General features: G+C 66.8%; 14 protein-coding genes and 2 pseudogenes. 15 read left to right on the top strand and 1 reads right to left on the bottom strand.

Features of this window, described 5'->3' with window-relative positions; all coding sequences use genetic code 11:
• Positions 1-8 precede the first annotated feature (8 nt).
• The 12 genes from AC5Y5V_RS12465 (at position 9) to AC5Y5V_RS12410 (ending at position 13846) form a co-directional block, all read left to right on the top strand.
• A complete protein-coding gene (locus AC5Y5V_RS12465) occupies positions 9-1748 on the top strand; it encodes a molybdopterin-dependent oxidoreductase (protein WP_499935072.1) in 1740 nt (579 codons plus the stop codon).
• A 169-nt stretch (positions 1749-1917) separates the two neighbouring features.
• Positions 1918-3561: a PE family protein gene (locus AC5Y5V_RS12460; RefSeq protein WP_499935070.1), complete on the top strand. Its 1644-nt coding sequence runs from the start codon at positions 1918-1920 to the stop codon at positions 3559-3561.
• Positions 3562-3771: 210 nt separating this feature from the next.
• Positions 3772-6891: a PPE family protein gene (locus tag AC5Y5V_RS12455; protein WP_499935068.1), complete on the top strand. Its 3120-nt coding sequence runs from the start codon at positions 3772-3774 to the stop codon at positions 6889-6891.
• A gap of 207 nt (positions 6892-7098) precedes the next feature.
• Positions 7099-7551, top strand: a complete 453-nt coding sequence (gene cynS / locus AC5Y5V_RS12450) for a cyanase (RefSeq protein ID WP_499935064.1) — start codon at positions 7099-7101, stop codon at positions 7549-7551.
• Positions 7552-7584: 33 nt separating this feature from the next.
• Positions 7585-8826, top strand: coding sequence for a PPE family protein (locus AC5Y5V_RS12445; protein WP_499935061.1), 1242 nt, complete (start codon positions 7585-7587; stop codon positions 8824-8826).
• Positions 8827-8902: 76 nt separating this feature from the next.
• The gene (locus tag AC5Y5V_RS12440) at positions 8903-9199 is read left to right on the top strand and encodes a WXG100 family type VII secretion target (RefSeq protein WP_499935060.1); all 297 of its coding nucleotides are present in this window, start codon (positions 8903-8905) and stop codon (positions 9197-9199) included.
• Positions 9200-9213: 14 nt separating this feature from the next.
• Complete coding sequence (locus AC5Y5V_RS12435) at positions 9214-9498, top strand: WXG100 family type VII secretion target (RefSeq protein ID WP_499935058.1); 285 nt, start codon at positions 9214-9216, stop codon at positions 9496-9498.
• A gap of 305 nt (positions 9499-9803) precedes the next feature.
• The gene (locus AC5Y5V_RS12430; RefSeq protein ID WP_499935056.1) at positions 9804-10670 is read left to right on the top strand and encodes a M15 family metallopeptidase; all 867 of its coding nucleotides are present in this window, start codon (positions 9804-9806) and stop codon (positions 10668-10670) included.
• 172 nt (positions 10671-10842) lie between these two features.
• Positions 10843-10995 carry a hypothetical protein gene (locus AC5Y5V_RS12425; RefSeq protein WP_499935053.1) on the top strand — a complete coding sequence of 51 codons (153 nt, stop codon included), beginning with the start codon at positions 10843-10845 and terminating at the stop codon, positions 10993-10995.
• A complete protein-coding gene (locus AC5Y5V_RS12420) occupies positions 10974-11813 on the top strand; it encodes an acyl-CoA dehydrogenase family protein (RefSeq protein WP_499935051.1) in 840 nt (279 codons plus the stop codon). Before AC5Y5V_RS12425 ends, AC5Y5V_RS12420 begins: the two co-directional genes overlap by 22 nt.
• Positions 11813-13336 carry an FAD-dependent monooxygenase gene (locus AC5Y5V_RS12415; protein WP_499935049.1) on the top strand — a complete coding sequence of 508 codons (1524 nt, stop codon included), beginning with the start codon at positions 11813-11815 and terminating at the stop codon, positions 13334-13336. Before AC5Y5V_RS12420 ends, AC5Y5V_RS12415 begins: the two co-directional genes overlap by 1 nt.
• Before the next feature lie 108 nt (positions 13337-13444).
• Positions 13445-13846 carry a hypothetical protein gene (locus AC5Y5V_RS12410; RefSeq protein ID WP_499935046.1) on the top strand — a complete coding sequence of 134 codons (402 nt, stop codon included), beginning with the start codon at positions 13445-13447 and terminating at the stop codon, positions 13844-13846.
• Positions 13847-13896: 50 nt separating this feature from the next.
• Here the strand turns inward: AC5Y5V_RS12410 and AC5Y5V_RS12405 are convergent, their stop codons facing one another.
• On the bottom strand, positions 13897-14844 hold the full coding sequence (locus AC5Y5V_RS12405; RefSeq protein ID WP_499935042.1) for a GlxA family transcriptional regulator: 948 nt from the start codon (positions 14842-14844) through the stop codon (positions 13897-13899).
• A gap of 146 nt (positions 14845-14990) precedes the next feature.
• Here AC5Y5V_RS12405 and AC5Y5V_RS12400 point away from each other — a divergent pair, with 146 nt between their 5' ends.
• The 3 genes and pseudogenes from AC5Y5V_RS12400 to AC5Y5V_RS12390 all read left to right on the top strand — a co-directional run.
• Positions 14991-15326 (top strand): putative quinol monooxygenase, encoded by a 336-nt coding sequence (locus AC5Y5V_RS12400; protein WP_499935036.1) that lies wholly within the window; start codon positions 14991-14993, stop codon positions 15324-15326.
• Positions 15327-15581: 255 nt separating this feature from the next.
• Positions 15582-15818, top strand: a pseudogene (locus AC5Y5V_RS12395) (ArsR/SmtB family transcription factor); the annotation flags it as partial.
• A gap of 574 nt (positions 15819-16392) precedes the next feature.
• Positions 16393-16749, top strand: a pseudogene (locus AC5Y5V_RS12390) (ArsR/SmtB family transcription factor); the annotation flags it as partial.
• Positions 16750-16982: the final 233 nt, after the last annotated feature.

Here is a 16982-nt window from a genome sequence, read left to right as displayed (position 1 = left end):
CTGCTCAGGTGACCACCGAGCTGAACCCCGCGGACTATCGCTCCGAGCTGCGTCGGGCAGAGGACATCGTCAATCCGGAGACGTGGGCGGGCGGGCTGGAGGACAAGCGGGCGATCGCGCCGCGGTTGCGCGTCGGCCGGGACAGGTGGCTCAACCTGCTGTGGCTGCTTCCTATCGGCTTTTGCGGCCTGCTCGCGGCGGTGGCGATAGGCAAGGGCCTGCACAACATGCCGGCCGTCCAGGACTTCATCCGGCGCTACCCCGGGACCGTCGTGCCGTCCGGGGTGACCCCGGGGATGCCCGCCTGGGTGAACTGGACGCACTTTTTCAACCTGTTCCTGATGATGTTCATCATCCGTTCCGGCATTCAGATTCTGTGTGACCACCCGCGGCTCTACTTCAGCCGCAACGCGACGCCCGGCAAGGACGAGTGGCTGCGGGTCGCGCAGCCGGTGCCGGATGACCCGCTGTGGACGGCCAAGGATGATTCCGTCGCGCTGCCCGGGCAGTTGGGATTGCCCGGCATTCGCCATTCCATCGGATTGGCGCGCTGGTGGCATCTCGGAATTGACGTGCTGTGGCTTGCCAACGGCGCCGTCTTCTATGTGTTGCTCTTCGCCACCGGCCAATGGCGCCATCTCGTGCCGACCAGCTGGGATGTCTTTCCCGATGCCCTGTCGGTCGCGATTCAATACCTGTCGCTGAGCTGGCCCAAAGACAACACCTGGGTTGCCTTCAATTCGCTGCAGCTGCTGGCCTATTTCACCACCGTGTTCGTCGCCGCACCGCTCGCGCTCATCACCGGGCTGGGCATGTCGCCGGCCCTGTCAATGCGGTTGACCATGATCAGCAAACGGCTGAACATCCAGGTCGCGCGGTCGCTGCATTTTCTGGTCCTCGGGTATTTCCTGTTCTTCATCGTCGTGCACGTCACGATGGTCTTCACCACCGATGCGCTGCGCAATCTCAACCACATGTTCGCCGCCCGCGACGACAACGGCTGGGCGGGCTTCTGGGTGTTCAGCGTGGCACTCGTGGTGGTGGTCACCGCGTGGGTGGCGGCCACGCCGCTCACCTACCGGCACCCGCGCGTGGTGCAACGGGTGGGCTACGCGCTGATCGGCCCGCTGCAGCGGTTGTTCGAGCGCACCAACCCCAAGCCGGGCGCGTTCACCGAGAAGGACATCTCGCCGTATTTCTGGCACAACGGCACCTATCCGGAAACCGTCGAGTACAAGCAGTTGGAGAACGACAAGTTTGTCGATTGGCGGCTTCGGGTCTACGGCCTCGTCGAGCACCCCACCGAGTTCTCGCTCGCCGATCTGCACGACCTGCCATACCACGAACAGATCACCCAGCACTTCTGCATCCAGGGCTGGTCGGGGGTGGCGAAATGGGGCGGCGTGTCGATGCAGACGATCATGGACGTCGTCAAGCCGCTGCCCGACGCGAAGTGGGTGGTCTTCTACTCGCTCGGCCCGGGCGCCGACGGCGGCACCTACTATGTCGCGCACCCGATCGAGCAGATGAGCCATCACCTGAGCATGCTGGCCTACGACATGAACGGCGAACAGCTCAGCTACGGCCATGGGGCACCCTTGCGGTTGCGCAACGAGTTGCAGCATGGCTTCCGACATGTGAAGTGGCTCAAGGGTATCGAGTTCGTCGCCCACTATTCGGAGCTCGGCAGCGGCTACGGCGGCTACAACGAAGACCACGAATTCTTCGGGCGCCACCAGACGATCTAGCCGGCGCGCCACCGCGCACACGCAACGCGTCATCGGCGTGTCACGTCACGAAACTGCCTGGTCAGCAACCGAATTGAGCATTTTCGGGCGCATTCCCGCGACCGGCTGACGGGATCGGCATAGGGTCCGGCGTACGCGCTGGAAGTCCAATCCTGCTGGGAGGTAGCCGATGTCGTATGTGATCGCGAGCCCGGAGCTGGTCGTGTCCGCGGCCGCGGACCTGAGCGGGATCGGGGCGCGGATCGCGGAGGCAAACGCGTTCGCCGGCGCGCCCACCACCGCGGTGGTCGCGGCGGGGCAGGACGAGATATCGATCGCCCTCGCGGCGTTGTTCGGCCGCCACGCCCAGGTCTATCAAGCGTTGAGCACCGAGGCTTCGGCGTTTCACGATCAGTTCGTCGAGATCCTCAGCGCCGGCGCCCGATCCTATGCGGCCGCCGAGGCGGCGAACGTCTCGCCGCTGCAGGAGCTGTTGGGGGTGATCAACGCGCCCACCCGCGCGCTGCTGGGCCGGCCGCTGATCGGCAACGGCGCGGACGCCACCACCCCGGGCGGCAGTGGCGGGGACGGCGGGCTGCTCTTCGGCAACGGCGGCAACGGCGCGGCCGGCGGGGCCGGCCAAGCGGGCGGCAACGGCGGCAACGCGGGGCTGATCGGCAACGGCGGCAACGGCGGGCTCGGCGGCACCGGCCTCTACAGCGCGACCGGCGGCAACGGGGGCAGGGGCGGGCTGTTGTTCGGCAACGGCGGCAGCGGTGGTGCGGGCGGTTCCGCGACGGCGCCGTGGGGCGGTCCCGACGGAGACACCGCGTGGGCCGGCGCGGGCGGACGAGGCGGTAGCGCAGGACTATTCGGCCAGGGCGGTGTCGGCGGCGCCGGCGGGGTCAACACGAACTCGTTCGGCGGCGGAAACGGTGGCGCCGGCGGTTCCGGTGGCTTGGTGTACGGCGACGGCGGCGCGGGTGGCGTCGGCGGCGCGGCCGACAACGGAGGTGCCGGCGGCCAGGGCGGCCAAGGCGGAACCGGTGGCGTGTTCGGTGCCGGCGGGGCGGGCGGGGCCGGCGGAGAGGCCGGGGCGGGCAGCTCGGGAGGCGCGGGGGGCCATGGCGGTAACGGCCGCCTGTTCGGTGCCGGCGGCGCCGGCGGCGTCGGCGGAGCCGCGGCCGGTTCGTCGATTTCGGCCGGCTTCGGCGGCAGCGGCGGTAACGGCGGCCGGCTTTGGGGCAGTGGCGGTTCCGGCGGCGACGGTGGCGCCATCGCCGAGGGCGGTTTGAGCGGCAACGGCGGCGACGGCGGCAACGCCGGCTGGATCGGCAACGGCGGGTCCGGCGGAGCGGGCGGGGCGGGCAACGAGTTTCTGTCAGCCGCGATCGGCGGCAACGGCGGCGACGCCGGCTACATCGGCGACGGCGGCGTGGGTGGCGCCGGCGGCAGCCCCCAGGCCGGCACGCTCTGGGGCGTCGGCGGCGCCGGCGGCAACGCTGGCAACGGCGGCAGATGGTTCGGCAACGGCGGGACCGGCGGGGCCGGCGGCGGCGCCAGCACGGCCTCGCTCGGCGGTGCGGGCGGCGACGGCGGAAAGGCCGGACTCTTCGGTAACGGCGGCGACGGCGGCCGCTCGGGTGATGCGGACGCCGCGAGCGGGCTGGTCCGCCCCGGCGGTGCCGGCGGCGACGCGCAACTCGTCGGCAACGGCGGTGACGGCGGCGACAGTGGGTCGGGCTTCGTCCTGGCGCCCGGTGGGCCCGGCGGCATCGGTGGCCAACTCTTCGGCGAACTCGGCCGGCCCGGCGCCACGCCGGCTCTGTTCTAAAGGAAGTTGAAAGTAATCATCCGGTTGCCTTAAATGCAGTCGGCGCATTGCATGTTTGGCCATTTAGCCAAGGTCGGAGATGACTTTAATAAATCGCGCCTGTTTCGACTAACCAGACCCCTGTTCGGCGCGGCTCACATTACATTACGTTCGCTTTTAGTCGGCCCAGCAATTCGCGCGGCACGGAAGCGTGCCGTGAAAGGTTGAATCATGAATTTTGCGCTGTTTTCTCCCGAGGTCAACTCGGCGCTGATGTATTCGGGTGCCGGCTCGGGTCCGCTGGCGGGCGCGGCGAATGCGTGGGCCGGCCTGGCCGACGAGCTGGAGGCCGCGGCGGAGTCGTTTTCGACGGTCACGTCCGGGCTGGCGAACGGCGCGTGGCAGGGTCCGGCGTCGATCGCGATGGGGGAGGTGGCCGCGAACTACGCCAAGGGGCTGATGGCGTCGGCCACCCGGGCCGCAGAGGCGGCCGGCCAGGCTCGGACGGCGGTGGCTGCGTTCGAGGCGGCGCTGGTCGCGACGGTGCACCCGTGGGCGGTTACCGGTAACCGCAATCGGCTGGTTTCCCTGGTCAGGTCGAACCTGTTCGGGCTCGCGGCCCCGGCGATCGCCGAGACCGAGGCCCAATACGAGCGGATGTGGGCGCAGGACGTGGCCGCCATGTCCGGCTATCACATCGACGCCTCGGCGTTGGCCAGCCGGTTGGCGCCCTGGCAGAACTTCGCCAAGAGCCTGCCCGGTGCGGTGGCCAGCGCCGTCTCCAACGTGGGCATCGGCAACGTCGGGACCAACAACTTCGGCAGCGGCAACCAGGGCAATGCCAACGTATTCGGCAACGGAAACAACGGCAGCGGCAACTGGTTCGGCAGCGGCAACAACGGCAGCGGCAATATCGGCAGCGGGAACGTCGGCAACGGCAACCTCGGTTTCGGCAACCTGGGTTCGGCGACCGGGGGCCGCAATTTCGGCATCGGCAACCTGGGCAACGGGAACATCGGCTTCGGCAACCTCGGTACCGGCAACATCGGCTTCGGGAACAGCGGCAACAACAACTTCGGGATCGGGCTCAGCGGCGACAACCAAATTGGCATCGGCAACATCACCGCGGGCTTCAACTCGGGTACCGGCAACGTCGGCCTGTTCAACTCCGGCAACAACAACGTCGGCTTCTTCAACTCGGGCGACGGCAACTGGGGCATCGGCAACTCGGGGAACTACAACACCGGCTTCGGGAACTCCGGCAACCAGAACACCGGTCTTTACAACTCGGGCAGCCTCAACTTCGGGACGGCCAATGCCGGCAGCAACAACACGGGCAACGCCAACGTGGGCAACGTCAACACGGGCAGTTTCAACGTCGGGGGCACCAACACCGGCATCGCGAACGCGGGCGACTTCAACACGGGCCTGCTGAACACCGGCGACCTGAATACCGGCGCCATGAATTCCGGCAGCGGGAACATCGGCAACAACTACAGCACCGACAACAACAATCAGATCGCCTACGACTACACGGTTCAGCTCTCGCTGCCTCAGCAGTCGTTCAGTTTCACCTTGGTCGATCTGCATGTCAAAGACCTGTTCGACCTGCAGGTGACGCCCTACTTCGGCATTTCGCTCAACATGCCCGTCACCATCATCGATCTGCAGGCCGTGCCCGGCATCGGCAATTTCGGTGCCAGCGTCTTCGACGGCCCGGCCACCGTGGCGTCGGGATTCTTCAACCACAACACCGGCCCGACCGCCAGTTCGGGCTTCCGCAACTTCAGCGGCAACACCTCCGGATTCTTCAACAACATCGGCGCCGAGGGCCCGCAGGGGATGAACACGTCAGGGTTCTTCAACTTCGGCACGAACAACGCCGGTGCGCTGAACCTCGGCAACAACATGTCGGGCATCTTCAACACCCTGCTCGACGGCGGTTCCGGGTTCGGCAATTCCGGCCCCGGCGATGTCTCGGGTGTGCTCAACGGCTTCCAGAGCTGGAACCTGGGCTTCGGCAACCTGGGTCAGCTCAACGCGGGCTTCGGCAACGTCGGCGACAACCTGTTCGGCATCGCCAACAACGGCACCTTCGACTTCGGTTCGGCCAACATCGGCGACTACAACTTCGGGCGGGCCAATATCGGCAACCTGAACTTCGGATTGGGCAACATCAATACCGGGCCGTCGTTCAACATCGGCTTCGGCAATCACGGCACCGGCAACATCGGCTTCGGCAACGTCGGCAACAACAACATCGGTTTCGGCAACCTCGGTGACAACAACATCGGCCTGTCGAACAACGGAAACACCAACATCGGAATCACGCTGAGCGGCAACAACCAGTTCGGCGTCGGCAACGTCATCGCGGGCCTGAACTCCGGCTCGGGCAACGTGGGCCTGTTCAACTCCGGCAACAACAATTTCGGCCTGTTCAACTCGGGCGACAACAACGTTGGATTCTTCAATTCGGGTGACGGGAACTTCGGACTCGGCAACGCCGGCAGCTTCAACACCGGGCTGTGGAACTCGGGCTCGGCGAATACGGGCTGGCAGAACTCCGGCAGCCAGAACACCGGCCACTGGAACTCCGGTTCGGACAACACCGGCTGGGGCAACGCGGGCAGTCAAAACACCGGCAACCTCAACTCCGGCAACGTCAACACCGGTCGGCTCAACTCGGGCGATTTCAACACTGGAATCGGCAACTCCGGCGACGTCAACACCGGGGCATTCATCACCGGCGACGAGAACAACGGTTTCCTGTGGCGCGGAAACCTGGAGGGCGTGCTGCGCGGGCATTACGCCATCAGCGTCCATCCCGAGGCCGACGTGCTACTCGGGGTCAAGGGCGAAATCAGCGTTCCGGACTATACGAAGGATTTCAACGAACACACCTCCTTCACGGTCGACTTCGGCACTCACGACATCCAGCTGTTCAACCTCACGCCGAATCCGGGGCTGTCACTCGGTTCCCTCAACCCGGTCTTCGCGCAGAGCAACTCGTCGGGCTTCTTCAACTACGGCTCGGGCACCTCGGGTGGGCTGAACGGCTTTCCCGGCGGGACCAGCTCGAGCCCCAACACCTCGGGTTTCCTCAATAACCTCGCCGCCAGCGGCAGCAGTGTGTCCGGCTACCTGAACGGTCACATCCTGAATCCGGGCCAGAACGTTTCGGGCGTGGGTAACGCCGGCTCCGCCATATCCGGGCTGTGGAACACCGGTGGTAGCTATGACTCCGGGATCGGGAACACGGGTAGCGAGATCGCGGGCTTTTTCAACGATCTGACCAACGACCTGACCGCCGAATTTGCCGCCCTACAAGCGTTGGTCGGATCGCTCAAATAATGTCTGAGCCGCAACCACAATATTGCCGATTCGTGCCGCGAGTCAGCGATACGCAACCGCATCGCGGCGCGTCCAATTGAATTCCCCCTAGTTGTTCGGACTGGAAAGTCGCACTGCGCAATTCCCTGCTATGTTGAGCGGAACTCCGGACACATTTTCCTGTTCTCCCCACGCCACCAAAAAAGGACGCACGTGCACGCTACGCCGATGAACAGAAACGAGATCACCGAACGGATCGGCGTCGCCCGGCTGGAGCGTGGGCTGACCTGGCAGGAGCTGGCGGACGCAATCGACCGGCCGGTGCTGTGGACGACGTCGGCGTTGCTGGGCCAACACCCGATTCCGGCGGAGCAGGCCGAGATCCTGCTCGAGATGCTCGGGATGGACGACTCGGTGGTGCCGGTGCTGGCCGGGCCGGTCATGCGGGGGCGGGCCGCCGCGGTCCCCATCGACCCCACCATCTACCGGCTGTACGAGGCGCTGCAGGTCTACGGCGGGGCGATCAAGGAGCTCATCCACGAGCGGTTCGGCGACGGCATCATGAGCGCGATCAACTTCAGCGTGGACCTGCAGAAGAAGTCGCACCCGTCGGGCGACCGCGTCGTGGTGGAGTTCGACGGCAAATTTCTGCCCTACGAGTGGACTTCGGCGAATGGTTAAGGCGCGCAGGGCGACGCCGCGAGGGGAGCGGTGATGATGCTGGATTTCGCGGGGTTGCCGCCGGAGGTCAACTCGGCCCGGCTGTTTGCGGGTGCCGGGTCGGGTCCTATGCACCTGGCCGCGGTGGCCTGGCAGGGGCTCGCTCAGGACTTGTCGGCTTCGGCGGCGTCGTTCAACTCGGTGATCGCCGCCTTGGCGACCGGCTCGTGGTCGGGTCCGGCGTCGTTGTCGATGGCGGCGGCGGCAGCGCCCTATGTCGCGTGGTTGAACGCGGCCGCGGAACAGTCGGCGCTGGCCGCCGGCCAGGCCCGCGCGGCCGCGATCGCGTTCGAGACGGCGAGGGCCGCCACGGTGCACCCGGTGGCGGTGACCGCCAATCGGACGGCGCTGTCGGCCCTGGTCGCCACGAATTTCCTGGGCCTGAACACGCCCGCGATCTTCGAGAACGAGTTCAGCTACCTGGAGATGTGGGCGGAGGACGTGGCCGCGATGGTGGGGTATCACGGCGGGGCCACATCGGTGGCTTCGACGTTGGCGCCGTTCGCCATTCCGCCGCTGAATCTCGCCGGATTGGTCTCGCAGGCTTCGGAGTGGGCCACCCAGGTGGGGACCCAGGTCGCCGGGGCGGCCTCGCAGGTGGGCTCCCAGCTCGCGGCGGCCGGGGCCGCGGTCTCGGCGCAGGTGCAGACGGCGGTGGCCGCGATTCCGGATGCGGTGTCCTCGGTCGAATCGTTGGTCGCGGGGTTGCCACTGTCCTCGTTGAGCCAGCTGGCACAGATGGCGATGTATCCCGCCAGCATGATGATGTCGCCGATGATGAGCCTCCTCCAGCAGGCGGCAAACGGCGGTGGCACCGGGCTGGCCGGCTCGGCCGCGACGCTGGCGGCCGATACGACGAAATTCGTCGGCGAGATGGGCCCCGCGGCGAAGGCGTTGGGCGGCGGCGGTTTTGGGGAAGCGCTGTCGGCCGGTCTGGGCCACTCGCGGCTGGTGGGAGCCTTGTCGGTGCCCCCGACGTGGGAGGGCTCGATGCCGGCGAAAATGGCCAGTGCGGCGATGTCGGGGCTCGGCCCCGGCGCGGCCGCCAACGCCGCCGAGTTGGCCTCCGCCGCCGGGGCGCCGACGGGCACCGGCGGCATGCCGATGATGCCCATGCCGATGGGTGGTTCGGGTGCCGGCGCCGGGATGCCCGGCGGCATGATGGGCCGCGGCGGCGCGAGTCCGCACGTGCTGCAGAACCGCCCCAGGGTCATACCGGGCACCGGGGTCGGTTAGGCGGGGGGTGGCGGCTGGCCCCGCAGAGCTTCTGCACGTCAACGTTTTTGGTCAGTTCTGACAGAAGGAGTAATTGGTGAGTACTCGGTTTATGACGGACCCGCACGCGATGCGGGCGATGGCGGGTCGGTTCGAGACCCACGCGCAGACGGTGGAGGACGAGGCGCGCCGGATGTGGGCGTCGTCGACCAACATCGCCGGTGCCGGCTGGAGCGGCACCGCGCAGGCGACGTCTTACGACACGATGGATCAGATGAATCAGGCGTTCCGCAACATCGTGAACATGCTGCACGGCGTGCGCGACGGGTTGGTCCGTGACGCCAACAACTATGAGCAGCAAGAGCAGGCGTCTCAGCAGATCTTGAGCAGCTAGAAGGGAATTCGACGATGACGATCAATTACCAGTTCGCTGATGTGGATGCGCACGGGGCCCTACTTCGGGCTCAGGCGGCGTCGTTGGAGGCCGAGCACCAGGCCATCGTGCGCGATGTGCTGGCTGCCGGTGACTTCTGGGGCGGTGCGGGTTCGGTGGCCTGCCAGGAGTTCATCACCCAGTTGGGACGCAACTTCCAGGTGATCTACGAGCAGGCCAACTCGCACGGACAACAGGTGCAGATGGCCGGCAGCAACATGGCCAGCACCGACTCGGCCGTCGGGTCCAGCTGGGCCTGACCGACGACAAGCCAGACGCCACAGGCGCGGGTGACATGCAATGCGTGTTGCCCGCGCCTGTCGGCGTCACAGGGAGCCTCGAGGGGCCTCGGGGGGACTCAGCGCTCGTCGCTGTGAATCGCCTGTGGTGGCGTCACGCTGGACGGCCCGCCGAACACCAACTTGGCGAACCCCCGAAAGGCAGGCAACCCTTGTCATTCAAGAGAACTCAGTCCGCAACAGCCGAGTTGCCGAGCGAGCCTTCGCTCCCGCCGGCCGACGGATTGGACCGTTATAGTCTGAGCGTCAGCGGTTTTGTGGCCATTGTGATCGCGATCGTGTGCAGCCTTGGGGCCGGCCTGGCTTCATGGGACCCGGAACCGGCCGCGCCGGAAGACTTCGTCGCGTTGCGGGAGATCGATCCCACCATTCTGGTGGATATTCGCTACTTTTCGGGCGACAACGTGACCGGGCAGCCCGTCGACGGTTATCGAGCGCCGATGTGCATCCTGACTCGGCAAGCGGCGCAAGGGCTTAGGCGTGCGCAGCGCGAATTCACCGAGCTCGGCTACTCGCTGCGGGTCTACGATTGCTACCGTCCCCAACGCGCGGCCAACGCTCTCCTCGCCTGGGCGCGCGACTCCAGTGACCAGCGGACGAAGGCCGAATTCTATCCGCGCGTTGACAAATCGGATCTTGTGCGCGACGGCTTCATCGCCGGACGCTCAGACCACAGCCGCGGTAGCGCCGTGGACCTCACGCTGGTGCGGCTGCCCGTGGTGCCGAGCAAAGACTCGGCGATGCGCACATCCCGGACCGATTGCACGGCGCCGGCCGCGTCGCGTCCGGCCGACGACTCGATCGACATGGGAACGGCATTCGACTGCTTCGACCCGCTCACTCACACGCGGGACGCGGGGCTGCAGAGCGAGCAGATCACGAATCGGGTGCTGCTGCAGGGTGTTCTGCGATCCATGGGATTTGTCAACGATCCGCACGAGTGGTGGCACTACACATTCCAACGGGAGCCCTATCCGGACACCTACTTCGACTTTCCGGTGCACCCGCTGTCACTTCGCGACAGCGACAGCGGCGGTGACAGCTACAGCGACAACGACGTCGGCGGCGACCGGGGGTCGGGGGCCTTCGCCGGCCCGGTCGGTCGGCGTGAAGTCATGGCGATGGCCGGCTAGACCGCGAATGTGAAGTTTGTCGCTCGGTTAGTGAGACTTACCGGCGTCACACGGCGCGGACCTGGATGCACTAAACACACCAGGAGGCGAACATCAGCCGTGCCGGAAGGAAGTTCTGCACCAATGGGCTCTGACTGAGGGATGTTCCGCCCGAAGCAAAGGAGACAGAGCGGTGACCAGGACGACCGACCCGAACGATGCATTCATCGACGCAGATCTGCTGGAAGACATTCGGACCCACGCCGTGGCGCTGGACTGCGGCGAGCTGCATTCCCGCCGCAGCTCGCCGCAACGCCGTTCAGCATGGCGGCGGCGGAATCGCTGATCGCCGGTGCGACGCTGGGCGTCAGCTCCATGGCCTCGGCGTTCAAGAACTCGGCCGGCTGCGGGGCCCTGGAACTCGTCGCCGCCCCGGTGGGCGATGGCTATCGCGTGTCGGGGCTCATCCCGTGGGCGAGCAACCTCTACCACGACTCGCTGCTAGTCACGGCGGCACGCACGGAGGCCGGCGGCAGGCTGATCATCGCGGTGCCCCTCACGTCCCCGGGCGTCATCGTGGGCGACGACGTGCCACTGATGGCGATGGACAGCACCGCCTCGTCGTATCTGGTCCTGCGCGACGTCCATGTCGAGTCAGCGCAGATACTCGCCACCGACTTCGACGACTTCCTGGATGTCGTCCGCCCGACGAGCTACCTGCTGCAGTCCGCCATGGCCGTGGGGCTGGCCGCGTCCACCGTGGCCGCGGCCAGGCTCGCGCTGACGGGCGTGAATTCGGTGTTTGGTCCCGGGGTTGACCAGCTCGCGCGGGGCGTCGCCATGGCCGAATCGCGGTTGACGAGCACATGTCTCGCGGTCGGCACCGCGCAGCCGCCCACGGAGCGGGAGTTGCTCTGGCTGCGCATGCTGGCCGTCGAGCTGGCCGTCAGCGGTGCACTGGTGGAGCTGCAGACCGCCGGCGCCAGGGGGTTCGCGGCCAACACCTCGGCGAGCCGGCACTATCGGGAGGCGGCGTTCCTGGTCGTCCAGACTCCGACCGACGCCCAATTACGTTGGGAAATGTTCGGATACGCCCGGGCGGCCGCGGGGTCCGCCGATTCCGCCGGCGAGGCATTCTCGCTGGTGACACCCGTGGGGTCTTAATGGACACCCAAGTTCTTATCGTGGGCGCGGGACCTACCGGCCTTACCCTGGCAATCGAGTTGGCGCGACGCGGAATTGACCTTCGCATCATCGACAAGGCCACCGAGTTCCCGTCCGGCTCGCGCGGTCACCTGCTGCAACCGCGCACGCTGGAACTCTTCGAGGACCTCGACGTGCTCAACGATGTGTACGGGGCCGGCATCGCCGAACCGACGATGCACGTCTACGACGAGAAGTCGGCGATGCTCCGCATCCATGCGCGTCAACCGGTGCCGCCGCGTCCCGACGTGCCCTACCCCAATCCCTGGCTGCTGCCGCAGTCGCGTATCGAGCAGATACTGCGGGCGCGTCTCTGCGCGTATGGCCGAGAAGTGGAGCTAGGCGCCGAGATAACCGCCTTCGAGCAGGACGACCACGCCGTGACCGTGCGTCTCGCCAGCGGCGACACCCTCCGCACCGCTTTCCTGGTCGGCGCCGACGGCAAGCACAGCACGGTGCGCCGGTTGCTCGCGATTCCGTTCGCGGCGACGACGCGCAGCGAGGTGGGAATGCTGCAGGCCGACCTGGTTGTCGAGGGACTGGACCACGACTGCGGGCACGTCTGGATGAGCGACGAGCACGGCGCTTTGACCCTCACCCCGCTCGCCGGCGGCAGCCAGACGTTTGTGCTCAACACGACGGTGCCGCGCGTTCGGACGACCGTCGCGGGACTGCAGGCCGTGGTCGACGAGCTGTCGGGTCGCTCTGATATTCGGTTGTGCGAGTTGAGTTGGGCAACCGTCTGGCGACCGCGAGTCAGTGTGGCGCGTGCCCTGCACACCGGGCGGGTGTTTCTCGCCGGCGATGCCGGTCACGTCCTCCCGCCCTATGGCGGGCAGGCGCTCAACAGCGGTGTGCAGGACGCCTACAACCTCGGTTGGAAGCTGGCCACCGTGCTGGTCGGGTTGGCGGGGGGCGCCGAGGCCGACGACGAACTGCTGGCAAGCTACGAAGCGGAGCGGTTGCATGTCGCCACGCACAACTTGGTGGTCAACAGCGTCGTGGCGCATGGTGTCTTCGGCGGCCCGCATGACCAGTTCGTGCGTGTCGCGCGCCCGCAGCAACCCGATATCAGCTTCCGGGACGGGCCGCTGACGGTCGACGAGAACGGCGGCGCCGTGCTGGTTGCCGGGGATCGCGCACCCGACGCCGTGTGCCTGCAGAGCGGCAGAGGCCCGACGCGGTTGTTTACCCTTTTCAGTGGCGCGCACTGGACGCTGCTGCGGTTCGGAAGTCGCGCACCGAGCCTCGACCACCCGTGGCTGCACTCCTACGAGATCGGTGTCGACGTGCTCGACGACGATCGGCACATCGACAGCGCCTATGGTGTCGGGGACGGGGCGGCCGTGCTCGTTCGACCGGACGGGTACGTCGGCGCCATCGCTGCGCAGCGCGAGGTCTTGGCCGCCTACGGGCAGCGGCTGCTGCCGACGGCGCCGCCAGGTCGGCCAGATCACGTTGTTCGGCACCGGATTTCGGCCTGATTGCTACACGCCCCAGTTTGGTTGCGTCCCCGTGCATCGTCAGGACGATGTCGGGGTGGCGGGTGCGCCCACTCGCTATCGAGCGGAACACGCTGTTAGACAGCCGACTTGCAGAACGTGTCCCCGATAGGTGTCGGCACCCTGCGCGACCGCGGCCTTGCGACGCTCGCCACTGTCGTCGGCTCCGGCAACGACGATGTGCTGGCCAACGCCGGTGCCGCGGGCAACTACGGCAACGCTGCGGTGGCCGTCGGTGACAACAACGAAAACATCTCTGCGGCAGCAGGTAATCTCAACGCCGCCGTGGTGGTCGGCGATGGCAGTACCGCCGTGGCCGGTGGGGCCGCCGCCGGGGACCAGGGCAGCGGAAACGTCGCGGTGGTCGTTGCCGACAACGCGCTGGCAAAGGCGTTCAACGGCAACAACAACATCGCGATCGCGTATGCCAACGGCGCGTCGGCCATCGCGGGCCCGGGCGACAACCACACGGACATCGAGCCGGCACTGTAGCCGCGCATCGCCGAACACGCGTGTGGCCAGCCTGGTTGAGCCCGTTGCGTTTAGGCGCTGGAAGCTTTGACCCTGGGCTTCTGTAGGGCTCGCAGCGTGTCCGCGTTGGCGTAGCCGACCCGCGCGGCGATCTGCTCGGTGTTGAGGTGTGTGGTGCGCGCGAGATGATCGGCCCGCTCGACTCGCAGCCTGCGCACGATGTCGAGCGGACTCAGCCCGACGGTCTGGCGGGTGCGTCGCTCCAATGATCGGCGGCTGGTGCCGAGGAGTCGCGCGACGGTCGCGATATCGAGTGGCTGGTCGAGGTTCTGGCGGACGTAGCGCTCGAACTCCAAGACGACGGGGTCGTGGTGTTCGAGGTGGTCGTACATGACGAACTCGGCCTGGGAGGGCCGCTCCTCGATCAGCAGCAGTTCGGCGACGCGCCGTGCCAGGGCCGGCGAAATGCTGCGCAGGATGGACAGGGCCAGGTCGATATGGGCGAATGCCGCGCCGGCGGTCAGGAAAGGGCCGTCGGCCACCAGCATGCTGTCGAGGTCGATCGACACGGCGGGGAAGCGATCGATAAACACCTGCGCGAGAAACCATGACGTCGTCACGCGCCGCCCGTCCAGATGGCCGGTCTCGGCCAGGGTGAACACCCCGGTGCACGCCGCGGCCAGTCGGACGCGGTCGGGGTCGACGTTGCGCAGCGTCCGGACAACACGCTGCCCTGACACACTGGCCAGGGCCGCTTCGGTGTCCGGTCCGGTGATGGTGCCCAACGCCGGGACGATGATCACGTCGAGGTCGGACAGCTCGGACAGCGTGCGCGTCGCGCTCATCGTGATGCCGGCCGTGCTGGTGATCTTGCGGCCCGACGCCGCTATCTCCACGGAGATCGGCGCGATGGACGGATCGATGTGCTGCCGAACGACTTCAGCGGTCCCGATGATATCGATCATCGAGGCGACTGCCGAAACGAAACAACCGTCCTGGGCCACGATCCCAATCCGCATGGCGCAAATGGTAGTGAATCTGGCGCATTTGCTGGCGCAAAATGCAGTAAAACAGTCGCATCCGCTAGTGGTAGGGGGGAGTCGCCGCTCTTACGGTTGAGCTCATTGCGTCACAACGGGTGACGCGAAACCCCTCAGGAGCCACGATGAGCATCAACCAACCCACAGCAACTAAAGCCGTCGTTGCCAAACTGGTTGCGAGGGCGGAGACTGCCGATGAAGTCGGCGCATTTCTGGCCGGCGCGGTCGAACTCGCCAACGAAGAGCAGGGTACTACCGTTTGGTTCGCCCTGCGCACCGATTCGAATACTTTCTGGATCGTCGATGCCTTTCCAACCGAGCAGGACCGCGAGGCGCACCTGCGGGGCCGGATCGCGACCGCGCTGATGGCCAATGCCGACCGGCTGCTGAGCACACCGCCGCAGATCCTGCCGGCCGAGGTGCTTGCCGCCAAGCTTCCTGCGATGGCAGCGGCGCTGTAAGCGCGCTCCACCACTTGTTATCGAGGCGCTCTCACCGAGCGCTCGTATGACGCTGCCTGCTGACCGGCGGCGCGCCCCACCCATGAGCTGAATTTCACGTATAGCAATGCATCTGGAGGAATAATGGACCACTCGAATTCTTCACGGCCGGCCGACCGGGACCACACGGCGCGCGCCCTTGGCGAGGCCGGCGACCCGCCCGGCCCGGGCGTCCTCTCCACGCCCGTTCTCGTCGGCTCGGCGCAGTTCGGCGCGCTGGGCGACCCCAATCGACTCTGCATCCTGACCCGCCTCTGCGACGCGGGACCCAGTTCGACCAAGAGGATCGTCGAGGTGCTGCCGATCACCCGCCAGGCGGCGACCAAACACCTGGAGTTGATGGAGGCGGCGGGGTTGGTGCGCAGCTGCCGCCGCGGCCGGGAACGCATCTGGACGGTCCAGATCAACACGCTGGGCCGCACTTGCGATTACCTGGCTCAGTTGGCGCGTCGGTCCCACGCGCTCACGGGTCCGACCCGGCCGCCGCGAGGATTTCCGGGGCGCCTGCCGGTCGGGGGCCCACCGCCGTACCCGACGCGCACGGACGGCCGGAATCGATACGTGGTGCCCACCAGGCCACACCAACTCTAAAGCGATGCCGGCGCCTACCAAACAGGCGCGCTGAATTCGCCAAAGTATCTCCGCAACAACGTTCTAACGCCGACCTCACGCCAGCTCAATTTGCCAATCGCGCGGGATTGTAAGCGAACCCAACAGTCCCCAATGTGTGATCTATGTCCCCCACGTACAAGGCCTCCCGGCCGTCACGGATCAACGACCGAAACACACCAATCAGCAAAGGCCGAATCGCCAAGACCTGAGGCAAAAGCCTCAGAGGCGAGCCGTATCGCTCTCACGGTGTCGCACTGAACGATTCGCAGCCTTCGCCTTGGACGGATCGTTGGTACCCGCCCACGGATGAAACGAATTTCACCGAATTGCCATTCATCGTGGAGGAGCAGTGGACCACTCACCTTATGGCCGCCCGGCCGACCGGGCGCGCCCGCCAGCGCCGCCCGGCACAGCTATGCGGCAAAACCCGACGACCGGCGGCCAGCCCGCCCCGGCGGGCGGCGTCGTCGCCGCGCCCATCCTCATCGGATCGGCGCAGTTCGGCGCCCTGGGCGACCCCAATCGCCTGTGCATCCTGAGCTGGCTCTGCGACGTCGGCCCCAGTTCGACGAAGAAGGTCGTCGAGGTCGTTCCCATCACCCGCCAGGCGGCCACCAAACACCTGGAGTTGCTGGAATCGGCGGGCCTGGTGCGCAGCTGCCGGCGCGGCCGCGAACGCATCTGGACGGTACAGTTCAGCACCCTGGCGCGCACCTGTGATTACCTGGCCCAGTTGGCGCGCCGGTGCCATGCGTCGTCGGAGCACGCGCGGCCCGCGTCGGCGAATCCCGCGCGGCCCCCGTCGGCGAATCCGGCGCGGCCCCCGTCGGCGAATCCGGCGCGGCCCCCGTCGGCGAATCCCGCGGCAGCGCCAGTCGAGGGCCCTGCGCCGCACCGCCCGCGCCCGGAAGGGTGGAATCGACACCCGTTGGCTACCAGGCCATCACCGCAGCCTTACATGGACAGCCGCAGGCATGTCGCCGAGGCCAGACCCGGCGGGCCGCA

The organism is Mycobacterium sp. NGS68 (assembly GCF_059812195.1).
Note: the sequence above shows the minus strand (reverse complement) of the source record. Positions and strands in the feature narration are given on the sequence as shown.